General features: G+C 51.4%; 19 protein-coding genes. 3 read left to right on the top strand and 16 right to left on the bottom strand.

The window, feature by feature from the left end:
- Nucleotides 1-68 precede the first annotated feature (68 nt).
- The 12 genes from B9D94_RS24665 to B9D94_RS24720 all read right to left on the bottom strand — a co-directional run bounded on the left by B9D94_RS24665 (nucleotide 69) and on the right by B9D94_RS24720 (nucleotide 16,323).
- On the bottom strand, nucleotides 69-1,124 hold the full coding sequence (locus B9D94_RS24665; protein ID WP_172964074.1) for a glycoside hydrolase family 53 protein: 1,056 nt from the start codon (nucleotides 1,122-1,124) through the stop codon (nucleotides 69-71).
- A gap of 291 nt (nucleotides 1,125-1,415) precedes the next feature.
- Complete coding sequence (locus B9D94_RS24670; protein WP_148248209.1) at nucleotides 1,416-3,488, bottom strand: beta-galactosidase; 2,073 nt, start codon at nucleotides 3,486-3,488, stop codon at nucleotides 1,416-1,418.
- Nucleotides 3,489-3,527: 39 nt separating this feature from the next.
- On the bottom strand, nucleotides 3,528-4,406 hold the full coding sequence (locus tag B9D94_RS24675; RefSeq protein ID WP_036638729.1) for a carbohydrate ABC transporter permease: 879 nt from the start codon (nucleotides 4,404-4,406) through the stop codon (nucleotides 3,528-3,530).
- A 21-nt stretch (nucleotides 4,407-4,427) separates the two neighbouring features.
- The gene (locus tag B9D94_RS24680; RefSeq protein WP_006208175.1) at nucleotides 4,428-5,318 is read right to left on the bottom strand and encodes an ABC transporter permease; all 891 of its coding nucleotides are present in this window, start codon (nucleotides 5,316-5,318) and stop codon (nucleotides 4,428-4,430) included.
- Nucleotides 5,319-5,490: 172 nt separating this feature from the next.
- The gene (locus B9D94_RS24685; RefSeq protein ID WP_006208174.1) at nucleotides 5,491-7,182 is read right to left on the bottom strand and encodes a type 2 periplasmic-binding domain-containing protein; all 1,692 of its coding nucleotides are present in this window, start codon (nucleotides 7,180-7,182) and stop codon (nucleotides 5,491-5,493) included.
- 97 nt (nucleotides 7,183-7,279) lie between these two features.
- Nucleotides 7,280-8,920, bottom strand: a complete 1,641-nt coding sequence (locus B9D94_RS24690) for a response regulator (protein ID WP_172963995.1) — start codon at nucleotides 8,918-8,920, stop codon at nucleotides 7,280-7,282.
- Complete coding sequence (locus B9D94_RS24695) at nucleotides 8,898-10,682, bottom strand: sensor histidine kinase (RefSeq protein ID WP_148248211.1); 1,785 nt, start codon at nucleotides 10,680-10,682, stop codon at nucleotides 8,898-8,900. The genes B9D94_RS24690 and B9D94_RS24695 overlap by 23 nt, the downstream gene beginning before the upstream one ends.
- Before the next feature lie 321 nt (nucleotides 10,683-11,003).
- Nucleotides 11,004-12,521 (bottom strand): MDR family MFS transporter, encoded by a 1,518-nt coding sequence (locus B9D94_RS24700; protein ID WP_148248213.1) that lies wholly within the window; start codon nucleotides 12,519-12,521, stop codon nucleotides 11,004-11,006.
- Nucleotides 12,522-12,714: 193 nt separating this feature from the next.
- Nucleotides 12,715-14,265, bottom strand: coding sequence for an ABC transporter ATP-binding protein (locus B9D94_RS24705; RefSeq protein WP_148248215.1), 1,551 nt, complete (start codon nucleotides 14,263-14,265; stop codon nucleotides 12,715-12,717).
- 4 nt (nucleotides 14,266-14,269) lie between these two features.
- Complete coding sequence (locus tag B9D94_RS24710; protein ID WP_006208169.1) at nucleotides 14,270-14,860, bottom strand: ECF transporter S component; 591 nt, start codon at nucleotides 14,858-14,860, stop codon at nucleotides 14,270-14,272.
- Between the two features lie 121 nt (nucleotides 14,861-14,981).
- Nucleotides 14,982-15,740, bottom strand: a complete 759-nt coding sequence (locus B9D94_RS24715) for an energy-coupling factor transporter transmembrane component T family protein (RefSeq protein ID WP_036638720.1) — start codon at nucleotides 15,738-15,740, stop codon at nucleotides 14,982-14,984.
- A gap of 1 nt (nucleotide 15,741) precedes the next feature.
- Nucleotides 15,742-16,323, bottom strand: coding sequence for a GNAT family N-acetyltransferase (locus B9D94_RS24720; protein WP_036638719.1), 582 nt, complete (start codon nucleotides 16,321-16,323; stop codon nucleotides 15,742-15,744).
- 224 nt (nucleotides 16,324-16,547) lie between these two features.
- Here B9D94_RS24720 and B9D94_RS24725 point away from each other — a divergent pair, with 224 nt between their 5' ends.
- Entirely contained in the window at nucleotides 16,548-17,564 is a 1,017-nt protein-coding gene (locus B9D94_RS24725) for an alpha/beta hydrolase (RefSeq protein WP_006208166.1), read from the top strand.
- A 119-nt stretch (nucleotides 17,565-17,683) separates the two neighbouring features.
- On the opposite strand, the gene B9D94_RS24730 is transcribed toward B9D94_RS24725, so the two are convergent.
- Nucleotides 17,684-17,989: a hypothetical protein gene (locus B9D94_RS24730; RefSeq protein ID WP_006208165.1), complete on the bottom strand. Its 306-nt coding sequence runs from the start codon at nucleotides 17,987-17,989 to the stop codon at nucleotides 17,684-17,686.
- 182 nt (nucleotides 17,990-18,171) lie between these two features.
- Between B9D94_RS24730 and B9D94_RS24735 the strand changes: the two genes are divergently transcribed.
- Together B9D94_RS24735 and B9D94_RS24740 are read left to right on the top strand one after the other, a co-directional pair.
- The gene (locus B9D94_RS24735) at nucleotides 18,172-18,657 is read left to right on the top strand and encodes a GAF domain-containing protein (protein WP_006208164.1); all 486 of its coding nucleotides are present in this window, start codon (nucleotides 18,172-18,174) and stop codon (nucleotides 18,655-18,657) included.
- Between the two features lie 76 nt (nucleotides 18,658-18,733).
- Nucleotides 18,734-19,096: a hypothetical protein gene (locus tag B9D94_RS24740; protein WP_006208163.1), complete on the top strand. Its 363-nt coding sequence runs from the start codon at nucleotides 18,734-18,736 to the stop codon at nucleotides 19,094-19,096.
- A gap of 124 nt (nucleotides 19,097-19,220) precedes the next feature.
- On the opposite strand, the gene B9D94_RS24745 is transcribed toward B9D94_RS24740, so the two are convergent.
- The 3 genes from B9D94_RS24745 to B9D94_RS24755 all read right to left on the bottom strand — a co-directional run bounded on the left by B9D94_RS24745 (nucleotide 19,221) and on the right by B9D94_RS24755 (nucleotide 21,096).
- Nucleotides 19,221-19,781, bottom strand: a complete 561-nt coding sequence (locus B9D94_RS24745) for a hypothetical protein (RefSeq protein ID WP_040680246.1) — start codon at nucleotides 19,779-19,781, stop codon at nucleotides 19,221-19,223.
- 172 nt (nucleotides 19,782-19,953) lie between these two features.
- Complete coding sequence (locus B9D94_RS24750) at nucleotides 19,954-20,151, bottom strand: YwbE family protein (protein WP_006208161.1); 198 nt, start codon at nucleotides 20,149-20,151, stop codon at nucleotides 19,954-19,956.
- A 189-nt stretch (nucleotides 20,152-20,340) separates the two neighbouring features.
- Nucleotides 20,341-21,096 carry a C40 family peptidase gene (locus B9D94_RS24755; protein WP_235187332.1) on the bottom strand — a complete coding sequence of 252 codons (756 nt, stop codon included), beginning with the start codon at nucleotides 21,094-21,096 and terminating at the stop codon, nucleotides 20,341-20,343.
- Nucleotides 21,097-21,143 lie beyond the last annotated feature (47 nt).

Here is a 21,143-nt window from a genome sequence, read left to right on the forward strand (position 1 = left end):
AAGAGAAGAACCCTCCTCCTTAACTTCGGAATCAGGGTTCTTCTTATTGAAATCGTGTTTAGCTATACTCAGTCTTTGAATCCCTCCAGTGCAATGGTCGGTTTCCCATCCGCCTGCCAGGCCCCCTTGTTATAACCCGCATTGTAACCCGGCGCAGCTTCCGGTTCCCAATAAAATACTCCAAGCCCCGTTCCTCCCGATAATCCGCCCACTTTGGTTTTAATGGTCTGAATAAAACTCTTGGCAGCCGCCGGCTGGCTGTAATCCATGCCGATTTCACTGATCATGATGCTTTTTCCATACCTAGCGGTCATGTCTTTGGCATTGGTGATGGTCTGATCCACCTTCGTTGACCAGTCCCCCGCTTCCGGGTACAGTGACATGCCGATAATATCAAAGTTCGCACCGTTACTGATCAAGCCGCCGATGTTCCATTTGAACAATTCATTATCGTAGCCGTTGGATAAGTGGACTATGGTCTTGGTCGAGCTACTGACGGACTTAACCGCATTATGCCCCGAGTTGACAAGCCATGCATAATTTTTCATGTTCACCGAAGCTTTGCCGTCCTCCCATAACATTCCGTTGTTGGTTTCGTTGCCAACCTGTACCCAATCCGGCTTCACGCCCTTATTCTTCATGGTGTTCATCACGTACACGGTGTGGGAATAAACCGCATCCATCAGCTGCTGGAAGGTGAAGCTGCGCCAGGCATACGGCTTGTTCTGCTGCCCCGGGTCGGCCCAGGAATCGCTGTAATGCAGCGTGAGCATAATGCTCATGCCTTTATTCTTGGCACGCAGAGCCAGCTCAGCCGCTTTTTCCGCATTCAGATAACCGTTCATGTAATCATTCATATTGGGATTGACCCAGACTCGAATCCGCGCAGAATTAATCTGGTAATCATTCTTCAAAATGTCGAGAATATCGCGCTGAATCCCATTCTTATCCTTCCATTTATACCCCTGAGCCTCCATGCCGGTGACCCAGCTGATGTCGGCTCCTTTGGCAAAAGCCGGCGCCGCCTCAGCCGAGCCGTTACCCGTGAAACCGAATGATAACGCAAGCATCGATAGACAAAGAAACATCCTGAACAGAACTCCTTTCGTATCCCCGGTCATCATCATACCCCCTTCGTTATTCGTTCACTGCGCAGTGACACCCCTATTGTAAGCGCTACCCAAACAAAGCCACAGGGCATAATCCCAACATTTCCGGTGCTTTTTCAAGTAAAATAAAATCAGTCCATAGAGGCTGACTGGCCTCAGCCTCTTCGGACCGTACGGGCTTCCAACATGAGATGCATCACATGCCGATATCGCCGTGGACGAAAATATAAATAAAACAGGTGCCAGCATGCCGACACCTGCCATATTAAGGTGATACGCTTGATGATCTAATTGAATTAAGGTTTATTAACCATTCACTTTGCGCGTAATCACCTTCACGCCATAAGGCGCCAGTTCTAGCTCCGCACCCACTGCCTCGCCTGAGACCAGATCGCTGTACCGAGCCCCATCCAATGCAACCTGCCTTGGCTCGTTCGAGAAGTTCATTATAAAAATATAATCCGACTCTCCATCTGTGCGAATGGATGAGCTTACGCAGGAAGGCAGCTTCGCGGCCAATGCCCGCCGAACGGCGGTCTGTTCAACGAGTTCCTTGTAGAAATCAGAATGAAAAGGCTCCTTGTTGCGGGAAGCGATATAATAGGCTCGACCCTTCCCAAGCTGATTGACCGTCAACGCCGGGCGCCCGGCATAAAAATCAGATCGGTAAACGGCCAGCGCTTCGGCCGTCTCCAGATGAATCAGATCGCACAGCTCAGCGGCATCATACATTTCCGCCAAGCCAAGTCCACCGCCGGCATTCGTCACAATCCCATTGACATCATGATCATGCAGGGCGTCGATTTCCTCCGACCATATACCAAGCGTCTCTCGGAGCGGACCGGGAAAACCGCCCAGGAAACAAAGATCATTCTCGTCCACGATGCCGGACCAGTACGTAGCAACAAACGTGCCGCCCGCCTCCACAAATTGGTGAATCCTCTCGCCCACTCCCGGCCGGACCATATACAGCATCGGCGCGACCAGCAGCTTGTAAGGGGCAAAATCCTGCTCCATATCAATGACATCAAGAGGAACTCCTTGCTCCCACAATGCCCGGTAATGCGCCTGCACGGTGTCCTCATATTTGACCCCCATATTCCGCGGACCCTGCGCATCGTTGATCGCCCAGCGATTCTCCCAGTCAAAAATGATCGCGGCTTCGGCCGGAACGCCCGTTCCGACCACAGCATTCATCTTCTTGAGCATCTCTCCGACCTCAGCCACATCATGGAACACCCGCGTGTGTTCGTGACCGACATGATCCACGACAGCGCCGTGCAGCTTCTCGCTTGATCCCCTGCTCTTGCGCCATTGAAAATATTGCACGGTGTCCGATCCATGGGCGATGGCTTGCATGGAGGACAGGAGATGCATTCCCGGCCGCTTCAGCTTGCTCACCTGCTGCCAGTTCGTAAGACTCGGCGTGCTCTCCATCAGCATCCATGGCTGTCCGCCTTTGATCGAGCGGATGATATCATGCATCATGGCAACACGGGCCGCCTGAGCGGCATCATCCCCGCCACGATCATGCCAGGTCGGATAGCTGTCCCAGGATACCACATCCAGCAAATCGGCAAACTTCCAGTAATTCAGCCCTTCAAAATACTCCATCAGGTTGGTTGTGACCGGAAGGGATGGATTGATCCTGCGGAGAGGCTCAATCTCATGCCGGATGAAATCGGCCGTCTGATGCGTCACAAACCGTCTCCAGTCCAGGTTCATTCCGTGGACCTGCGTCTCTCCATGAGGCGCCGGGGATTCGATCTGACTCCATTTCGTAATCGTATGACTCCAGAATGCGGTCCACCAGACATGATTCAACTCATCCAGTGTTCCGTACTTATCGTGAAGCCAGGTTCGGAATGCCTCCTGGCAATAATCGCAATGGCAATCGCCGCCAAACTCATTGGATATATGCCAGCCGATGACCGCAGGATGATGGCCGTACCGCTCCGCAAGCTTCAAGTTGATCGTATGAACCTTCTCCCGGTATACAGGCGAAGTATAACAATGATTATGCCGGAAGCCGTGCAGGTTCCGAACGCGCCCTTCGCTTACGCGCAGCACCTCCGGGTACTTCTCCGACATCCAGGCCGGTCTTGCGCCGCTTGGCGTAGCCAGAAAAGCGTAAATGCCATTGGCCGCAAAACGGTCCAATACACCGTCAAGCCAGTCGAACGTAAATACCCCCTCCTCCGGCTCCAATGAAACCCAAGAGAATATACCAACGGACATCACATTGCAGTTCACCAGCTTCATTAGCCTGATGTCCTCTTCCAGCACTTCGGGATAACGGAGCCACTGCTCCGGATTATAATCTGCGCCATGCAGCATATGCGGAACGCGCGGGCTGATCGGATCAAACATTTGCTTCATGTTACGAGAACCTCCTGTTTCCTGATATGATCTCAACTCTTATTCTTTGACAGAACCCAGCGTCATTCCTTTAACGAAAAAGCGCTGCAAAAACGGATACACCAGCAGGATTGGCGCTGCGCCGATAAATATCTGCGCGGCATTCACCGTTGTCTGGGACAACATCTCCATCTCCTTTGGGCTCATGCTCATTGAGCTCATGTCCCGCTGAATAATGACTGTCTGCAGGAAGGTAGCCAATGGGAAGTCCTTGGCGTTGTTGATATACAGCAGCCCGTCAAACCATGAGTTCCAATGGAACACCATGCTGAACAGCGCAATGGTTGCAATCGAAGGCAGCGAGATTGGCAAAAAGATTTTAAACAGCGTTTTGAAATGACCCGCTCCATCAATCAAAGCCGCTTCCTCCAGCTCTTTCGGGATCCCCCGGAAAAAGTTCAGCATCAGAATCACCAGGAAGGTATTCACGGTGCTCGGCAGCACCAGCACCCAGAACGAATTGATTAATCCCAGCTTCTGAATCACGATATAGAACGGCACCAGCCCGCCGTTGAACACCATGCTGAACACAAACAGCCAGGAATAAATGCTGCGGCTGCGGAAGACTCGGTTGTCCTTGGACAGCGGATACGCGGCCAGAAACGTTACGGCGAGTGTCAGAGCGGTTCCCAATACAGTGCGGGCAATGGAAACCCAGATCGAGTGCAGAAATGCCGGGTTGTTAATCGTTTTCTTATAAGCCTCAAGTGAAAAATCGACTGGCCATAAACCCACCAGACTGGCATCAGCAGCTGCTTTGGAGCTGAATGAAATCGCCAGCACATGAAGCAGCGGAATGATGCAGAGAATGGCCAGCGAGACAAGCAGGCACGTGTTAAACACATTGAATATCCGGTAGTGCATCGTTTTATGGTACATGGCTCTCCCTCTTTCACGTAACTAGAATATACGGTACCCCGCCCACTTGTAGGCCAGACGATAGGATACGAGAATCAGGGCCATACTGATGACCGATTTAAACAATCCAATAGCCGTTCCGAACCCCATCTCCCCGTTCAAAATAGCCGTCCGGTACACAAACGTATCAATGATATCGCCTTTTTCGTACACCAGCGGGTTGTACAGGTTGAAGATTTGATCAAAGCCGGCATTCAAAATGTTGCCAAGCGCCAATGTTCCGACAACGATCGTGATCGGGATCATCGAAGGGATGGTAATATGCAGCGTTTGTTTCAAACGATTGGCCCCATCCATTTCCGCCGCTTCATACAAAGTCGGGCTAACACCTGCCAGTGCAGCCAGGAACACAATCGTGTTGTAGCCAAACTCCTTCCATACATCTGACACAATCACCGTGAATCGGAACCAGTTATTGTCGCCGAGAAAAAAGACCGGGTCCAATCCAACCGCCGCCAGAATCCGATTGACAAAACCGTCCACAGCCAGCATTTCGATCAGAATGCCGCCCAGTATGACCCAGGACAGGAAGTGAGGCAGATAAACCATCGTCTGAATGCTCCGCTGAAGCGCTGTTTTGCGAATTTCATTCAGCAGAATGGCAAATACAAACGGGATGAGCAGATTGAACACAATTTTCATCACCGCGATGACCAATGTGTTCCATATGACCTGCATGCTGTCCTGTCGTTCGAACAAATAGCGGAAGTTATCTAAGCCCACCCACGCAGAGCCGCCAACGCCTTCCCACGGCTTATAGTCCTGAAAGGCCATAATGATGCCGCCCATCGGCAAATAACTGAACAAGAACAGACAGATCAGGGCCGGCAGCAGCATAACGTGGAAAGGCCATGTTTTTTTTATCCTCTTCATCCAAGATCCTCCCGTTAAATCAATCTACCTCCTGATTATAGGGCCCGTCCCAAGAGCTGTAGTAGCCCACAAAACCAATATTCATGGCACGATATCAATCAGTTTGGGAAGGGTCCCTCATTGAAAAAAGGACGGCCTTGGCAGGCCGCCCTTCATACAGATCAGATATAAACTATTTCACGCTTTGATACCAGTCGTTAACCTCTTTCGTAATCTGTTCACCGCCCCCGGCTTTCCACGTCTCCACGAATTGATCAAACGATTCAACAGGCTGCTTGCCGTAAATAATTTCGTTCAGCGTCTGGTTCTCGATCTTTGTCAGGTAATCCCATTTCGACTTCATCGTTGCCGTGACGGGTCCCGTAAACATGTCTTTCTTGGAGATCTCCTCTTGGGATAGCAGCACCTCAGCGGCGGCTGGAGTATCCTTGCCGTAGTTTACCGCTACATCCTTCTCCAGTCGGCTCTCCGGCTTCCCGCCTTTTGCCAGCTTCAGAAGCGCCTTCATCTGCTCATCGGGAATCCGGGCTCCGTCACGGACCAGCAAGTAGCGGACAACGTTGACGTAACCGCCTTGGATTTCATCATTCGGCACCATTTCGCCGTTTGCATCAAGTTCAAAATCATAACCCTCGAACAGACCATTGGCAAATTCGCCACCTTCCTTGGACACGGCAAAGTTATCAAACAGATAGTTCTGATACGTAAAGAACGCTTCCGGATGCTCCATGTCTTTATGGATCAGCGTAACGCCATTCGTATACTGTGTTCCATGACGCATCGCCGTACCGTCCGGCCCCGTCGGAATCTGCACCGGCTTCCAGACGGCCTCCGGCGCATTTTTCACCGTATCCAGCAGCGGCCAGCCGCTCATCCAATAAGGCCCCGGAATAATCCCGGCGGTTCCGGCTACTGCCGGCTCCGCTGTCTTGTTCTCATCCCACAGCGCGGCTTCCTTCGGAATATACCCTTTATTCATCCACTCGTTCAGCTTGCTCAAGCCTTGCTTCATGCTTGCGTTGACCGAGCCGTACTCCAAACTGCCGTCCTCGGCCACGTTCCACTGCTGCGGCAGCGTTCCGTAAGCGCCGAATATCCAGGACGGATCTCCCATCCAAGTGTTCATGGACGTCTTAAAGCCAATGCTGAGCGGTGTGACTTTATCCGGGGCAAGCCCCGACGGATTCTGGTTCTTGAAGGCATCCATCACCTTCTCAAGCTCATCCATCGTCTTCGGTGCACCCATGCCCAGCTTGTCCAGCCAATCCTGCCGGATCCATAACACGTAGTCATGATTATAGGCAAAGTCCAGCACCGGGATACCCATGCGTTTTCCGTCCCGGCTGTATTGATTCCACACGTTGGAATCCAGACTCATCGCGCTCTTCCAATTGTCCGATGCATACTGGTCAAACCATGTCCCCACCTCAGCAAACATACCGGAATCGATTAAATCCTGAGCCAGCTGCTGATTCTCCGTTCCGAGCGTTACAATATCCGGCATTTCCTGTCCGGAAGACATCGCCAGACGCAGCTTGGTTGCAAAAGCGCCATTGGTGTCCGTAATGGACCACAGCGATTTGATGTTAATGCCAAACTTCTCTTTGGCCCACTTCGTGGCCACGTTGTTCTCAATGGTTTCCCCATTCTTGAATTGCAGCGTCGGATCGACGCCCCATACCGTCGTAATCGTAACTTCAGGATCATATTTGTCTTTGTAGACGTTTTCAGTTTTGGGTTCGGCAGGCTGTGCTGCTTCCGATTTCGGCTCACTGCCACCGCCCGAGCATCCAGCCAGCGTTCCGGCAAGCAAGATAGACGCGGCCAGGGTTGGCAGCAGCCAATTCTTCCTTCTATCACTCATATCTAAATCCCCCTTCTACCACCTTATGGATTACATGTTTAATTATAGAGGGGAGCGCATAAGCATCCTATGTCACGAATCGAACATTTCTGCACCTTTAGCAACATCCTTGATCCCTGTATTCGTTCGGGGTCATCCCGTAATGCTTGCGGAACATTTTACTGAAATATTGCGGATTCTGATAACCCAGCTCTGCGGTAATTTCGTAAATCTTCTTGTTTGTATGCTTCAGCAGGTATACTGCCCGCTCCATCCTTTTCCGAATGATATAGTCACCGAGGCCCTCACCGGTCTCGCTTTTATAAATTTTGGATAAATACACCGGATGCAGGTATACCCGGTCCGCAATCGTTTTGACGGACAGATCATGACCACAATCGGTAGTCACCATCTCCTGCACCTGTTTGATAATATGGCTTTTGCTCGTTGTCTCCTGTTCGGAGGAAATAGCCTGAAGTTTATTCAGCATATCAAGCGACCAGGACCGCAGCTTGGCAGCCGACTGAACAACCTGCTGAATATAGAGCGGGTCCCAGCCTGCCTGGTCCAGCTGGTGGATATAATATCCCTGCTTGTGGGCCATGTACATATAGGCATTCGTAACTGACAAAAAAATCTCGTACAACGCGCTCTGTCCGATGAAGGCGGTTTCAAGTTCCACGAAGAGCTGTTCTATTTTCTCCCGAGCGGAGTCCCACTGTCTCGTCTCCAGAAGATGGAGCAGACTGGGCGGCTTCATGAAGGAATGGGTGGCATGGGAGGCCGAGTCGCGCCGACTTCCGTCGTTGTCAGCAGCGAAACGAATCGCTTCATGGTCCCCGCTCCCTCCTATATAAAGTGAGCTTAGCCCTGTCCGATAAACGCCTGCCAGCTCGCTCGGAAAATCAAAGCTTGCCGATACGAGAACAGAAATGCCGCCTTTCAAATAACTTCCTACATCTTGCTGAAACTGGGTCACATACCGCTTCATCACATCGGAAGCAGCAGGCCCATCCGTCCCTTCTGATAGGAGTTCTGTCTTTAATTGTGCCAGCAGAATCATCCCGCTGTGCGGGGTCTTGCTCGGCCACACGCGAAACAGCTCCGCAAACACCTCTTCGGCGATGTTCCCGATGGCATATTCCATCAGACTGATCGAATGATCGTCCATGCCGGTGAACTTCGGACCAAGCTGGATCAGCAGCATGATGGTCCTCTGATCGGTTCCAAGAGGGATTTCATATTCACGAAGCTTGTGGTCAATCACATGCCGCGGCATCTCGTGTCCCAGCAAGAGATCATGCATCAGACTGGTTCTCAGAATCCCGATATCCGATTTACGACTGTACCTAAGCTGTTGGTATTCTCCAAGCTCCTTCCGCTCCTCCCGGATCGACTCCAGCGCTGATTGCACACTTCGCATGAATTCGCCATCGTCCACCGGTTTTAAAATATAGTCCGATGCGTTCAGCCGAATCGCCTGCTTCGCATATTCAAAATCGGAGTATCCCGTCAATAAAATACAGCGGATATGAGTCCACCTCCCGGCAATGGTCTCTATCAGCTCCAAGCCGGTCATGACCGGCATACGAATATCGGTAACGACCACATCAATGTCCTGCTCCTCCAGCAGATCAATCGCCTCCAGGGCAGATGAAGCCTGATAGACTTGTCGTATATTCAGCTCACGCCATGGAATCGTCTGAAATAAACTCTCCGTAACGTAACTCTCGTCATCAACCAATAAGAGATTCATCATTTTCATGCCCCCTGCCCTGGCTTATACTGCCATGTAATTGCGGTATTGGCCAATAGAGAATGGCCCGTACGCCGCCTTGAGGAGATGCCATGAATCGCAATCCGGCATTCTCTCCGTAACGCAGCCGCATCCGCTGGTGAACATTCCAGACGCCGCAGCCCATTTCTTGATCCATCGGCTTGTTTAACCGCTCCTCGATGTCGGACAGCTTCTGTCCATTCATCCCGATCCCGTTATCATCGACCAGAATGCAAGCCATACCGTCCATACTCTGAAAGGTTATCCCGATTTCGCCTTCGCCAGAATGGGGTTCAATGCCATGCAGCACGGCATTCTCCACTAACGGCTGAATGACCAGCGGCGGAATTTCAGAGCGGCCCGCTCCCTCAGTCAAAGCGACATAATAACGGAGCCGCTTCATCCGCATCTGCTGAATCTCCAGATAATGAGTAACAAATTCCAGCTCATCCGACAAGGGGACGAGCTCCCTCTCCTGACGCGTGGTATAGCGGAAATACCGGGACAGATTATGCGACATCGCCACCACGGCTTCGTATTTCTGAAGTTTGGCCATGCTGGTAATAAATGAGAAGCAGTTATAGAAGAAATGAGGATTGATCTGCGACTGCAGCTGCTTCAGCTTCGCTTCCCTGACGTGGATTTTCTCCATATATACATGCTCAAACAGCTCCTGGATCTGCTCCACCATCGAGTTGAACCTTGCAGCCAGAAAACTGAATTCGTTTCTGCCCGAAACTTTCACCCTTACCCCGTAATCACCGGCTTGCAACCTGCGAAACACATATACCAGCTGCTTGATCGGTACCTGAACCTGAGAGTACAGCAAATACGCAGCGAGGCAGCTCATCAGAAGCAACGCGCTGATCGAGATATAAAAGAGCCTGTTTGACGTAAGGATAGGCTTCATGATGTCCGATAGCGGGATATAATCAATCAAATACCAGCCGGTCGTTTCCGACAATACGATGCTGACCGAGTAGGTTTTGCCGTCTACTTCCTTCACGCGGTTCTCTACATCCTGGAGCGGCTCGCTGCCAAGCTCCGCAATCATCTGATGGATCAGCTCTTGATCCGCGGTTCGGTTATAAATCACGCCCGAAGCCGGTTTATAGTAGAACGGATCGCTCCTTCCGTCACTCTTGAAGCGGTCCAACATATCCTGGATGTTGGTGCTATCGAATTCAACCTTGATGATGGTATTTGACTTCCCTGTATGCTGCTGAGTGGAATAGGGTGCCACCGAATACCACACAAACAGAAACCGCTGATCGGTCCCCTCCTGATAAGGAGTCACCTGCCAGCCCGGCTTCACGTCCTGCGCTAGCTCCTCCGGCGAGTAGAATCCGGCATCACTCTCTGTGACCACCCGCCCGAGAGACGGGGAATAGATGGCCAGATGGCTTCGCCAGTTTGATGAACTCTCCTGTATGCTCAGCTTCGTCTGGATCTGCTTCACCAGATTGATCGCGTCCAGATTCAAATACTTGTCCTGCAGATAAATATCCCGAAAGCTGGAGATGTCCGGGTCATGCAGCAGTAAATTCGGCCATGATGCCAGAATATCGATGTTGGTATTCACCTGATTCTGAAAGAAGACAAGCTGGTTGGTATTCGATTGGCTGAGCTCATCGCTAAGCACATTCGTAGTGGTTTGATTGGAATAAAAATAAAGACCGACAATCGGGATTAACATCAGGAAGATAAACAGAATGATTTTTCGGAACAGATTAAATCTGGACATGCTGCAGCAGCCCCTTGGTTTATGTAGTATGAGGAGTTCCTATTATAATGAAATATGTTTATTATATCGGAGTTCCGTCAGGGCCGAATAGGGTATTAATGCAATATTTCGGGCACTTTCGAAGGGTTTGGTCATGAAGAGAGACTAGTGTTGAAAAAGCGCAGCTTTTGATGGTCGACAGCCATCCAAGCATGCCCCGAACCACGCATCGTGCGCACAAGGCGAAGTGCGTACGATGTACAATACAAAACAAGGGACCCCTGCGTCCAAAAGGCAGGGGTCCTGTTACTCTTCTATATCATGAGTTAATAAAATGAATGCTTAAGATTTCACGGAAGGCTGCGCTCTCCCCTCCTCCGGCTCAGGAGGAGCATTGCGGAAGGCGGTCACGATAAACAAACAGATCACGGCCATTATGGCCATCACCACAAACAGCGAATTCAGACTGCCCTCCAGTATTCCGCTCAGCAGACCGCCTGACCCTTCAGGCAGTTCAGCGATTCCATGCGGAGAGAGCAATTTGTTAATGTCGTCGCTGGTAATGCCTGCAGCATCCGGCTCCGCCGCAAGTCTGCCCGCAATTCCCGCGTTGACCCATAATCCAAACACCGCTACACCCACGGTCTGACCGAACGTCCGAATGAAGGAGTTCAGCGCCGTGGACGCTCCCCGAACCTGATAACCCACCGAGGATTGTGCAATGATCTGGAACAAAGTCGAGATGTATCCGAAGCCGACGCCATAAATGAAAGTAAAGACCAGCAGCACGCCCAGCGCCGTATCCTTATGCATATAAGCCAATCCCACCGCTCCGATCATCAGGAATACGACGCCGATAATCGCCGTTTTCCGGGAGCCGGATTTAACGATCAAACGGCCGCTGATAATCGAACCGATGAGCCATCCGATCGACATCGGTGCCAGCGTCAGGCCCGACAAGGTTGCATTGCCGCCTCGAACGCCTTGAATCCACAGCGGCAAATACGTGGTCAACCCGATGATAAGCGCACTGACCAGAATGTTGGCCACCGTCGATACCGTAATATCCCTGATCTTAAACAGATGGAGCGGCAGCATCGGTTCCTTCACCTTGCTCTCCACCACCAGGAATGCAAGCAGCAGCACCACGGAGCCGATGATCAGACTGAGCATAAATGGAGAAGTCCAGGAATAGGTCTCTCCGCCACCTACCGCGAGCGCAAATAACAGCGCCGTCATCCCCACGGTAAACAGAGCTGCTCCCCCGTAATCAATCGACACCTCGCGGGTGGTCCGTTCCTCTTTGAAATAACGGAAAATCAGCCATATCGATAACAGCGCAAACGGTACATTAAAGACAAAGATCCAGTGCCAGGACAGGTAATCGACAAAATACCCGCCAAGCAGCGGACCAATCAAGGAGGATATTCCCCATACGGAGCTGATCATCCCCTGAATTTTTCCACGCTCCTCCAGATTGTAAATATCCCCGACAATCGTGAAGGTCACCGGAATGACGGCGCCCGCCCCGATCCCTTGGATCGCTCTAAAAATAATAAGCTGCGTCATGTTCTGGGACAGACCGCACAGCAGCGAACCTGCCAGAAAGATTAGCGAGCCGTATAGAAATACAGGCTTGCGTCCGTATAAATCACTAATTTTGCCGAAGATCGGCGTTGTCACAGCCATCGTTAACAGATAGGCCGTAAATATCCAGCTCATCAGGCTCACACTGCCGAAGCTGCTAATAATGGCTGGACCAGCCGGTCCGACAACCGTGCCTTCAATCGCAGCCATAAAGGTGGATAACAGAATCCCGACCAATATGTAACTGCGTTTATCCTGTTTCAGTACGTTCACGTTCCTTACTCCCCTTTACTTTAGACAGCCCCTGCCGAAGCAGGCATTTTATTGGATATCTTGCAAGATATATGCCAAAATCGGGGCTCATAGCATAAAAAGCGCCTACCTGATATCAGGAGCGCTTCCACATCATGTAATATTTCTATTATAAAGGTTACCTCGTAGTATGCACAGTCACATTTTACCGTTCCTATAGATGAATGAACGATGTGGCATGTTCCTTTATGAGCTCGGGATCGTGAGTAATCATGAGTATGGCCGATCCTTCTTCCAACATATGCTGGCAAAGGCCAATCACCCGGTCGATGGCGGCATAGTCCATCCCCGAGGTTGGTTCATCTAATATATACAAAGCCCGCGGAAGCATCAATTGGCTGATCACACTCAGAAGACGCTTCTCTCCCTGACTGAGCAGATAAGGGGACATGTGAAGCCGGTCCGTCAGCCCAGCCTTCTCCAACAGGAACCTGGCCCGCTCTTGCTCGGCAGCCGACAACTCCCGTCGTTTCTTCACGGGTACCCCTCCATGAAGGCTGTATATCAGTTCCTCCCATACGTTGGGGGCAGTAAACATATATTCGGGCTGCTGGAACACGTAACCGATCTGCTCGGCCCTGCGGTACACGGCCATGCCCTTGATATCTTCCCCCTGCCAACGTATACTGCCTGCTGGAGCTGGCAGCAGTCCCATGATCAGGCGGCTGAGGGTTGTTTTGCCCGACCCGTTCTCACCGGTCAGCAGCACCCAGTCGCCGGGGTATATCTTGGCATGGATGCCGTGCAGCGCTTCCCGGCCCCCGGGATAGGCAAATGTTAGCGAATCGACCTCAAGCAATGGGGAGGCGGCAGACTCCCTCGCGCCTTCTGCATGGGGTGCCGCGGCAGGAACGGAACCTGCGGCGATCGGCTTGCCCGCATGGCGTTCAGCCGAATGCGGGGGAGTTGCCGCCGGGACAGGTTTGTCCCCGGCGGCGGCACCCGCTGCCTCGCCTGGAGGACGAGGCAGCAAGCCTAGCTGCGCCAGCTGCTCCCCGCAGCAGCGCAGCAGCTCCTCCGGCGGCCCGTCGAGCACGACGGTCCCGCCGTCCAGGACGATGACGCGCTGCGCTGCGCGCGCGGCATCGTCAAAGCGGCCGGACGCGGTAATGAGCGTCCGGCCCTCCGTCTGCAGCGTGAAGCACAGCTGCAGGAAGTTCGCCTGCGCCGCGGCGTCCAGGCTCGCGCAGGCGTCGTCGAAGACGTAGAGCCGCGGCCGCAGCGCCAGCACCGCGGCAATGGCCGTGCGCTGCCGCTGTCCGCCGGACAGGCGGCGCACCGGGTCCAGCCGGCGGTCAAGCAGCCCGACCGCGGCAAGGGACTGTGCCACCCGCTCCTCAATCTCCGCCGGTGATACCCGCATGTTTTCAGGACCGAAGGCCGCTTCGTCCTCTACGATGCCCTGCACAAGCTGCGCATCCGGGTCCTGAAACAACACCCCAACCGCCTCCGCTATGCTAGCAATCGGCGCCGCTGCGGGATCGATGCCATCGAGCAGCACCTCCCCTTCTCTCGTGCCCCCGCCGCTGCGCGGAAGGAGACCGCACAGCAGCTGGCACAGCGTAGATTTGCCGCTGCCGCTTGCTCCGATGATCGCCACCCGTTGGTTGCGCGCTATCTCCAGATTGATATTTTGTATAACCGGCTGTTCTTCTCCATCATAAAGAAAACCCAGTTTCCGGCATGTTATCGTTGTTCCTGACATCCGTTTATCCCTTCGTTGAGGCGGCAAACCGGCGAAGCAGCCCCGTCTTCACTAAAGCCTCTCCCAAAACTTTGGTTACCAAACCACAGAGCAACACACCGCTGAGAATCCGCACAACGAGCGCGATCCCAAGCACTTCAAGCGGCCAGGATGTATACCCGAACATATTGGCTGCGAACAGGAACCACAGCGGAACCATGGCTCCGCCAACCAGCATGAGGACGCCCGCGCTCCATTTTTGATAACGGAAGATCGCAAATATCGTCTCTGCCACAATCATATAACAAGCAGCAGCCACGAAACAGGAAGGAATGCCGTACACCGTTCCCGTCAGAGCCTGTATCGTGCCGCCAATGGCAAAGGTGACAACCGCTGTTCCCGGTTTGCGAATGATGTAATAAGCCAAGAGACCATAGATCATATAGATTCCGGTTGTAGTCGAAGTTGCAATGGGTCCTCCAAGACTGTTCAACAGCTTGTTGACCGGCCCTATGTATATCGTAAGAACGGCATTAACAGCGGCAAGCATCGCCATCAGGATAATTTCCTGGGTAGTAAAAGCAAACCATTTTTTCTGAAATGATGATGAATTCAAGTGGAGTCCTCCTTAATTCCAGTCATGAATGACTGTACTTGCGTTCGAATGCTTCATTATCATATTTTGCATCCTTCTGCCCTTATCGTCAACTCGGTTTTTGATATATCCGGTTAACAATTTAAACAATCCACCACAGCCACACCGTTGCAAGCACATAAATCACAGCCGATACGGCCGCCCATGAAGGTATGTTAACCTCCGTTCGGTACGTTCGGTCCGGATACGCCCCAAACCCCTTGGATTCCATGGCTCCCGCTGTTTGCTGCACACGTCGCAGCGCATTGAGCAAGACTGCCGATACAAACTTTAATCCATAACTTATGCGGCTTCCTAATCCCTTCGGCGGACGATGTCCCCTAACCTGCTGGGCAGCCAGAATATGGTTTCCCTCTTCCTCCAACAGCGGAATGAACGTGAGGGCAGCCGATATGCCGAATGCAAACCGATAAGGGACCCGAAGACGCCGGGTCAACTCCGCCACCAGCTCCCTGGGGTCTGTTGTAATGATGTACGCCATGGAGGTCAGGAACAGCGTAAACATTCTCAGGGTCATGGCCCCTGCAGCATTCAGCGCTTCTATGGTCACCGATACCGATCCCCATTGCAGCCACACGGTCTCCCCTTGAACGGTCAGACTGGTCAGAATAAAATAAGGCACCGCAACGATGGCAATCAGCCGAATGCCTCCCAGCAGCTGCCTTCCTGACATATGTCCAGCATATCGGGCTTGTCCGATACAGAGAAGCAGAAAAACCGCCTGCTGCCAGGCCTGGTCAAGCAGCATCGCAATCACGGCTGTACAGAACAATATCACGAGCTTGCTTAAAGGATCATATCGATGAAGAAGCGAGCTGCCCTTCTCATATTGAATCAACACGTCACCACTCCTGCCTTTCCCTTGCCTTAAGCCAATCTTGCCTAAGCAGTGAAAACACTGCTGCATCCACATAACCGCTGGACGTATGCCGGTACTCCCGCAGCACGCCCTCGCGCATATAACCGATCTTTGCAAACCAACGGCATGCCCGCTCGTTTCGGGGATCCACAAAGGCTTCGATCCGGTTTAGCCCCATGGATGAATATCCGAAGTCAGCTGCCAGTTTCGCCGCTTCCGACATGAAGCCTTGCCCCCAATAAGAACGGGTCAGCTCGCAGCCGAATTCAGCCCGAAACGCACCCTTGAGCTGCCAAATATTAAATCCACAGCTGCCAATCAGCTCCCCGGTTTCGATGATTTCGACTCCCCAGCGGATGGCTTCATCCTGCTCGGCAAGCCGAAACAGCCATTGAATCAATGCCTTCGCATCCTCAGCTGAATGCATGACCGGCAAATCCAGATAAGCCGTGGTGGCCGAATCCGACCAACAGCGGAACATCGCTTCCGCATCTTCTGCTGTCATCCTTCGCAGCCGTATTTGCCTACCTTCCAGTTCAGGAATATTTCCTTCACAAATGTACATGGATCTGAGGTCCCCCCTTACAAAAAAACTGACTTGTATCCGCTGTTTCCGGTGATACTATCTATGTGTATAAATGAGTATAACGAAAAATCCGATCCGTTCCTGGTCATCCATTAGCATCCTAGTGGCTGGATGTTTATATATTGATGGATTCGGGAGGCTTCCGTCAATATGTGTTGCACAGCCCCCTGTACAGTACGGAAGAAGGAGGAAGTCATCTGAGTATGTATATCGCGATTGTATTGCTGTTAACCGTCGTTATGGTCGCCGCTGCCATTACCCAAATCGGATATCTGCAGATTACGCGGATGAGAGTGAAGAATGATCTCAAACTGTTCACGGTGCTGGAAAAAGCCGGACTTTACAGCAGGGAGCGATATGAATCCCTTCGAAAGAGTGAAGTGGCTATCACCAGCTTTGACGGATTGAAGCTGTGCGGAGCTGCCATAGAAAACAACCCCGGTTCCAAGCACTGGATGATCCTCGTGCACGGTTATACCGGCTCCCGAGCAGTTTCCACCCAATTCATTGATCTGTTCACGGAGGAGGGCTACAACGTACTCCTCATTGATCAGCGCCGGCATGGACGAAGTGAAGGACGATATACCACCTACGGTTATTATGAGAAACACGACGTGCAGGCATGGGTTCGCTGGATCACTCAGCAGTATGGGCAGGACGTGGCCATCGGGCTGCATGGCCAATCTCTGGGGGGTGGAACCGTACTGGAATATCTGTCTATCGCCGAGCCGCAGGTCAAACTCGTTATCGCCGATTGCCCGTATTCCGATTTGACAGATTTAATGCGTCATCAGCTTACCCGCCTTAATAAAATCCCTTCCGTGCCATTTCTGTCGTGGGTGAATGCAAGGATTCGGCGCAAGGCCGGATTCAGCCTCGACCAGGTCAGTCCAATCCGCGCTGTTCGGAACAGCACACTTCCGGTCTTGTTTGTCCATGGCACCCAGGATCATTACGTACCGACCCGAATGAGCATCGAGATGTTCAAGGTTAAACCGGAACCGAAACAGCTGCTCCTTATTGAAGGAGCCATTCATGCCAACGCATACCATATCGACCCTGAGTTATACAGGGCAGGTGTACATGCTTTCCTTCGCAAGTATATAGGCCAACCCGTGAAGACATATCAACCGGAAGCCGCTCAAGTACCTCAGACGGAGGAAACTCCTCCCTTACATCCGTTTCAATTGGAGCTGGACGGTTCTCTTGAGACGATATAAATGGTTTGCTGCAGCTGAAGCATGGATACTGAACCGACAGCATAAAGAGCCCCCGCTCTAACGCACAGCACCTAGTGTTAGTCGGGGGCTTCTTTCTCATTATTCATCATTATTCATGTTTATGCCATGGAATCTTCCTTCTTCGATTTTACCGGCTTGAGCACTTCTCCGCAGAGATCCTTAAGCTTGCTCTGAATCTCCTTAAACTCTTCGATTCCGGCACCAGTCAAGCTGTAGCCCTCACCGTGTGCAGTCAGGAAATTCTCTTCCGTCAAACGTTCGAGCTCATGCTTAACCTCCCGATCGCCGACCTTATATCCTTGTCGCTCCAGTTCAGGCTGCATCTCACTTATCGTAAGGTCACGCTCGTGTGCGTGATAGAGCATATGAATCCCAATAAACAAATTTTGTACGTCTGCCCGCATTCACTTTCTCTCCCTCCACCTGTTAAGTTGATACCTGGTCTTGTCATTCATTACCCTTGCACCCTGGCGGGGAATCAGCCGTCTGGCCGGATCAAGCTCCCCATGCTCGTCCCTTGACGAATATCTTATACTTATACTATGGTGAATGAACCACGACGATATAATGGAAGGCGGAAATCAGCATGTTTCAAAATACACCTTATGAAGGCACCCGGAGCGAGCAATATGCCCAGGTCCTGAATCAGTTAAAAGCACTTATACACGATGAGCCAAACGCGATTGCCAATCTGTCTAATGCAGCGGCTCTGCTCAAACAGTTTCTGTCCGATACAAATTGGGCCGGATTCTATCTCTATGATGGCAAAGAGCTGGTGCTTGGCCCATTCCAGGGGCTGCCCGCATGCATTCGCATTCCGATGAATCGGGGAGTTTGCGGCACGGCTGCTGCTAAACAAACGACGCTGCTTGTAGACGATGTACACGAGTTTCCCGGACATATTGCCTGCGATGCTGCCTCGAACAGCGAGATTGTTGTCCCTATTATCGTAGAGGGTGCCTTGTATGGCGTTCTCGATATCGACAGCCCTCTGAAGAGCCGGTTCGATCAGGAGGACCAGCTATTCCTGGAGGAGTTCGTCCACATATTGGAAGCCCAGCTCACCTTATAAACAGGATGTTTTTGCGTATTCTTCCATACACTAACCAGGAGTTTGAATCCAACAATTCTTAGGAGGAATACAAGCAATGTATCAAATGAACAACAATAACTCACAAATTTCGCAGCAAATCCGTCAGTGTGAGCAAATTCTTCAACAGTTGACCCAGCAAACGCAGCAGGGCTCAGCCATGTACCAACAACTGCTGCAGCAGGAACAGCAGAATGCAGCCCGCCTGGAGGAAATTGCTCAACGCGAACGTCAAGCAACTCAAATGATCCAATCCGCTCTGCAGGGCCATCAACAAGCCATGCAGCAGTACCAGCAAATCTCTCAGCTTGTCAAACAAGTGGAGCATACCGCGCAAGCTCACAATCAAACACAGCACATTCAGCCTTCCTTCGGGCAGCAGGGTTTCCCTAACATCCACCAAGGGCAAGGCTTTCAATAAGAACATCAAGAAGGGGTACCCATGATCTGGGTACCCCTTCTGCTGTTTCTGCCATGTGACAGCGACTCGCATGTAAGATCTCTCTCTATGAAATTCCGTCATCCTTGTTCATTGCTTCTTGTTTCTACTTCGATTCATCGCTTACGCTGAATTCGATCTCTGCTTGAATCTTGTACCTCTTCGGCTCTTCCCTGTTCGAATCACGCTGCGCCTTCGAATCAATCATAAAGTCCGCAGATCCGTACACCACATACTCTCCTTCAGGAAAACCATTCCTCAGGGAATGAATAAACGCTTTAAACTGTTTATCATCCCCGCCGTTGTATCCGCCACCGCCGCTATAATACTCGCGCAGGGGCTCTCCCTTTTTCAACGTGGTCGTAATATACGGTTCATTCATCGCATAGCTGATGTTATAATCCCTGATGAGCTCCTTCATCGGAAAATAAAAAGCGGAGGCTGCATGGCCGATCGTTATCTCAGCCTCTTCGCCCACATATTCCAGCTCCCCGTATACTTGAACTTTTTCATTTGGCTCGTAATGCTCCTTCTCGCTAACCAGGCGATACACAAAATCCCCATCGGGAACCTCCGCATGACTATCCCTGTCCGCTTTATTCAATGAAAGATTAGACTGAGCCGCCCCCGACATCTCCTGCTCCGCGCAACCTGTAAGAATAAACATCAATATAAACCCCAAGCAAAGGTATCTTCTCATCTTTGATTTCACCTCAACCTCCAGACGGCTCGGGTGGTTACAAAGTTGCATAGATATGCAAAAAAGCCGTTTCCAAAAGTCCGCATATCTGCGAAGTTTTGGAACAGCTCCTCAACTGGTGCATATCAATAAACCGAATCTACGATTCGTAAATGTTCTTAACCCGTCCAACCTGGCCGTCTTGAAGACGTACTTTGATGCCGTGCGGATGGTTCGGCGAATTGGTCAGGATATCCTTAACCACTCCACGGGTTAGCTTCCCCGTTCTTTGATCCTGCTTCAATACAATATCAACCTCAAGTCCCGGTCTGATGTTGGAACGCTGCCCACCATTCATCATCGTCCCTCCTGTTCTCATCATTCATGCTGTTCATTGCGCTATGTCCACCTTACTGAAATCAAAAGCCAAAAGCAAATCTCAACAACAAAGGACTGCCCGTTACGGATCCTTTCAGATCTCATAACCGGGCAGTCCCTCTATCTCATTCCAAGTATGGGGTAACCCCCTATGAATGGATTGGCATTGTTACAGCACACTTCCGCCATACAGGAAGCGGTTTTTCCAAGAGTCGCCGAAGCTGCCTACCAGGACGCCGCCGGATTCTTTCGAATACGTATGCAGCAGCTTGTTGTCTCCCAGATAGATAGCAACATGCGTAATTCTCTGCTTGGACTTGTCCAGTCCCGCATAAGCCGAAGCTGATGATCCTTTATAACTCATGAAGAATACTAGATCTCCGCGTTTCAGTTGATTTACGTTTGTAACCGCTGTTCCTTTATCTTTAACATATTGTCCTTGAGTACGTGAATTACTTGGCAGCGTAATGTTAGCCCCATCCATGAATGCGCGGCGGACAAAGGCCGAGCAGTCAAAAGTTTTCGTTGAACTGCGGTTAGAACCGAATTCATACGGCGTGCCCAGATACTTCATGCCTGCACTGATAACTTTTTCAACGCTGGCATTGGTAGAAGGGGTAGTTGTTCCCGAATTGCCGGAGTTGCTGCCCGAGTTATTTCCAGAGTTGCTGCCGGAATTGTTTCCGGAATTGTTAGAAGAGCCGTTGCTTGGGGTAATCAATTTAGATGAAGCGTACCCTTGCTTGCCACTAGAAGTTTTAATCTTATACCAGCCGGAGCTGCTGCCCAGAATTTGAACGCTGTCTCCTTTATAGACACGATCAACGACTTTACCGGAAGTCGAAGGCTGACTGCGCATATATACATTCGAGCTTGCTACACCTTTTGTTACAGACTGCGCAGTGGCAGCAGAGACTTCATTCACAGACCCATATCCGTAAGAACCAAGAACTGCTGCTGACAGAAGCGCTC

The organism is Paenibacillus sp. Cedars, from assembly GCF_003184205.1.
Lineage (GTDB): Bacteria > Bacillota > Bacilli > Paenibacillales > Paenibacillaceae > Paenibacillus_AQ > Paenibacillus_AQ glucanolyticus.

What these genes read in the sequence shown, in the direction of transcription:
- B9D94_RS24665 (WP_172964074.1), bottom strand. Translation starts at nt 1,124, where the DNA reads ATGATGACCGGGGATACGAAAGGAGTTCTGTTCAGGATGTTTCTTTGT.
- B9D94_RS24670 (WP_148248209.1), bottom strand. Translation starts at nt 3,488, where the DNA reads ATGAAGCAAATGTTTGATCCGATCAGCCCGCGCGTTCCGCATATGCTG.
- B9D94_RS24675 (WP_036638729.1), bottom strand. Translation starts at nt 4,406, where the DNA reads ATGTACCATAAAACGATGCACTACCGGATATTCAATGTGTTTAACACG.
- B9D94_RS24680 (WP_006208175.1), bottom strand. Translation starts at nt 5,318, where the DNA reads ATGAAGAGGATAAAAAAAACATGGCCTTTCCACGTTATGCTGCTGCCG.
- B9D94_RS24685 (WP_006208174.1), bottom strand. Translation starts at nt 7,182, where the DNA reads ATGAGTGATAGAAGGAAGAATTGGCTGCTGCCAACCCTGGCCGCGTCT.
- B9D94_RS24690 (WP_172963995.1), bottom strand. Translation starts at nt 8,920, where the DNA reads ATGATGAATCTCTTATTGGTTGATGACGAGAGTTACGTTACGGAGAGT.
- B9D94_RS24695 (WP_148248211.1), bottom strand. Translation starts at nt 10,682, where the DNA reads ATGTCCAGATTTAATCTGTTCCGAAAAATCATTCTGTTTATCTTCCTG.
- B9D94_RS24705 (WP_148248215.1), bottom strand. Translation starts at nt 14,265, where the DNA reads ATGTCAGGAACAACGATAACATGCCGGAAACTGGGTTTTCTTTATGAT.
- B9D94_RS24720 (WP_036638719.1), bottom strand. Translation starts at nt 16,323, where the DNA reads ATGTACATTTGTGAAGGAAATATTCCTGAACTGGAAGGTAGGCAAATA.
- B9D94_RS24725 (WP_006208166.1), top strand. Translation starts at nt 16,548, where the DNA reads ATGTATATCGCGATTGTATTGCTGTTAACCGTCGTTATGGTCGCCGCT.
- B9D94_RS24730 (WP_006208165.1), bottom strand. Translation starts at nt 17,989, where the DNA reads ATGCGGGCAGACGTACAAAATTTGTTTATTGGGATTCATATGCTCTAT.
- B9D94_RS24735 (WP_006208164.1), top strand. Translation starts at nt 18,172, where the DNA reads ATGTTTCAAAATACACCTTATGAAGGCACCCGGAGCGAGCAATATGCC.
- B9D94_RS24740 (WP_006208163.1), top strand. Translation starts at nt 18,734, where the DNA reads ATGTATCAAATGAACAACAATAACTCACAAATTTCGCAGCAAATCCGT.
- B9D94_RS24745 (WP_040680246.1), bottom strand. Translation starts at nt 19,781, where the DNA reads ATGTTTATTCTTACAGGTTGCGCGGAGCAGGAGATGTCGGGGGCGGCT.
- B9D94_RS24750 (WP_006208161.1), bottom strand. Translation starts at nt 20,151, where the DNA reads ATGAATGGTGGGCAGCGTTCCAACATCAGACCGGGACTTGAGGTTGAT.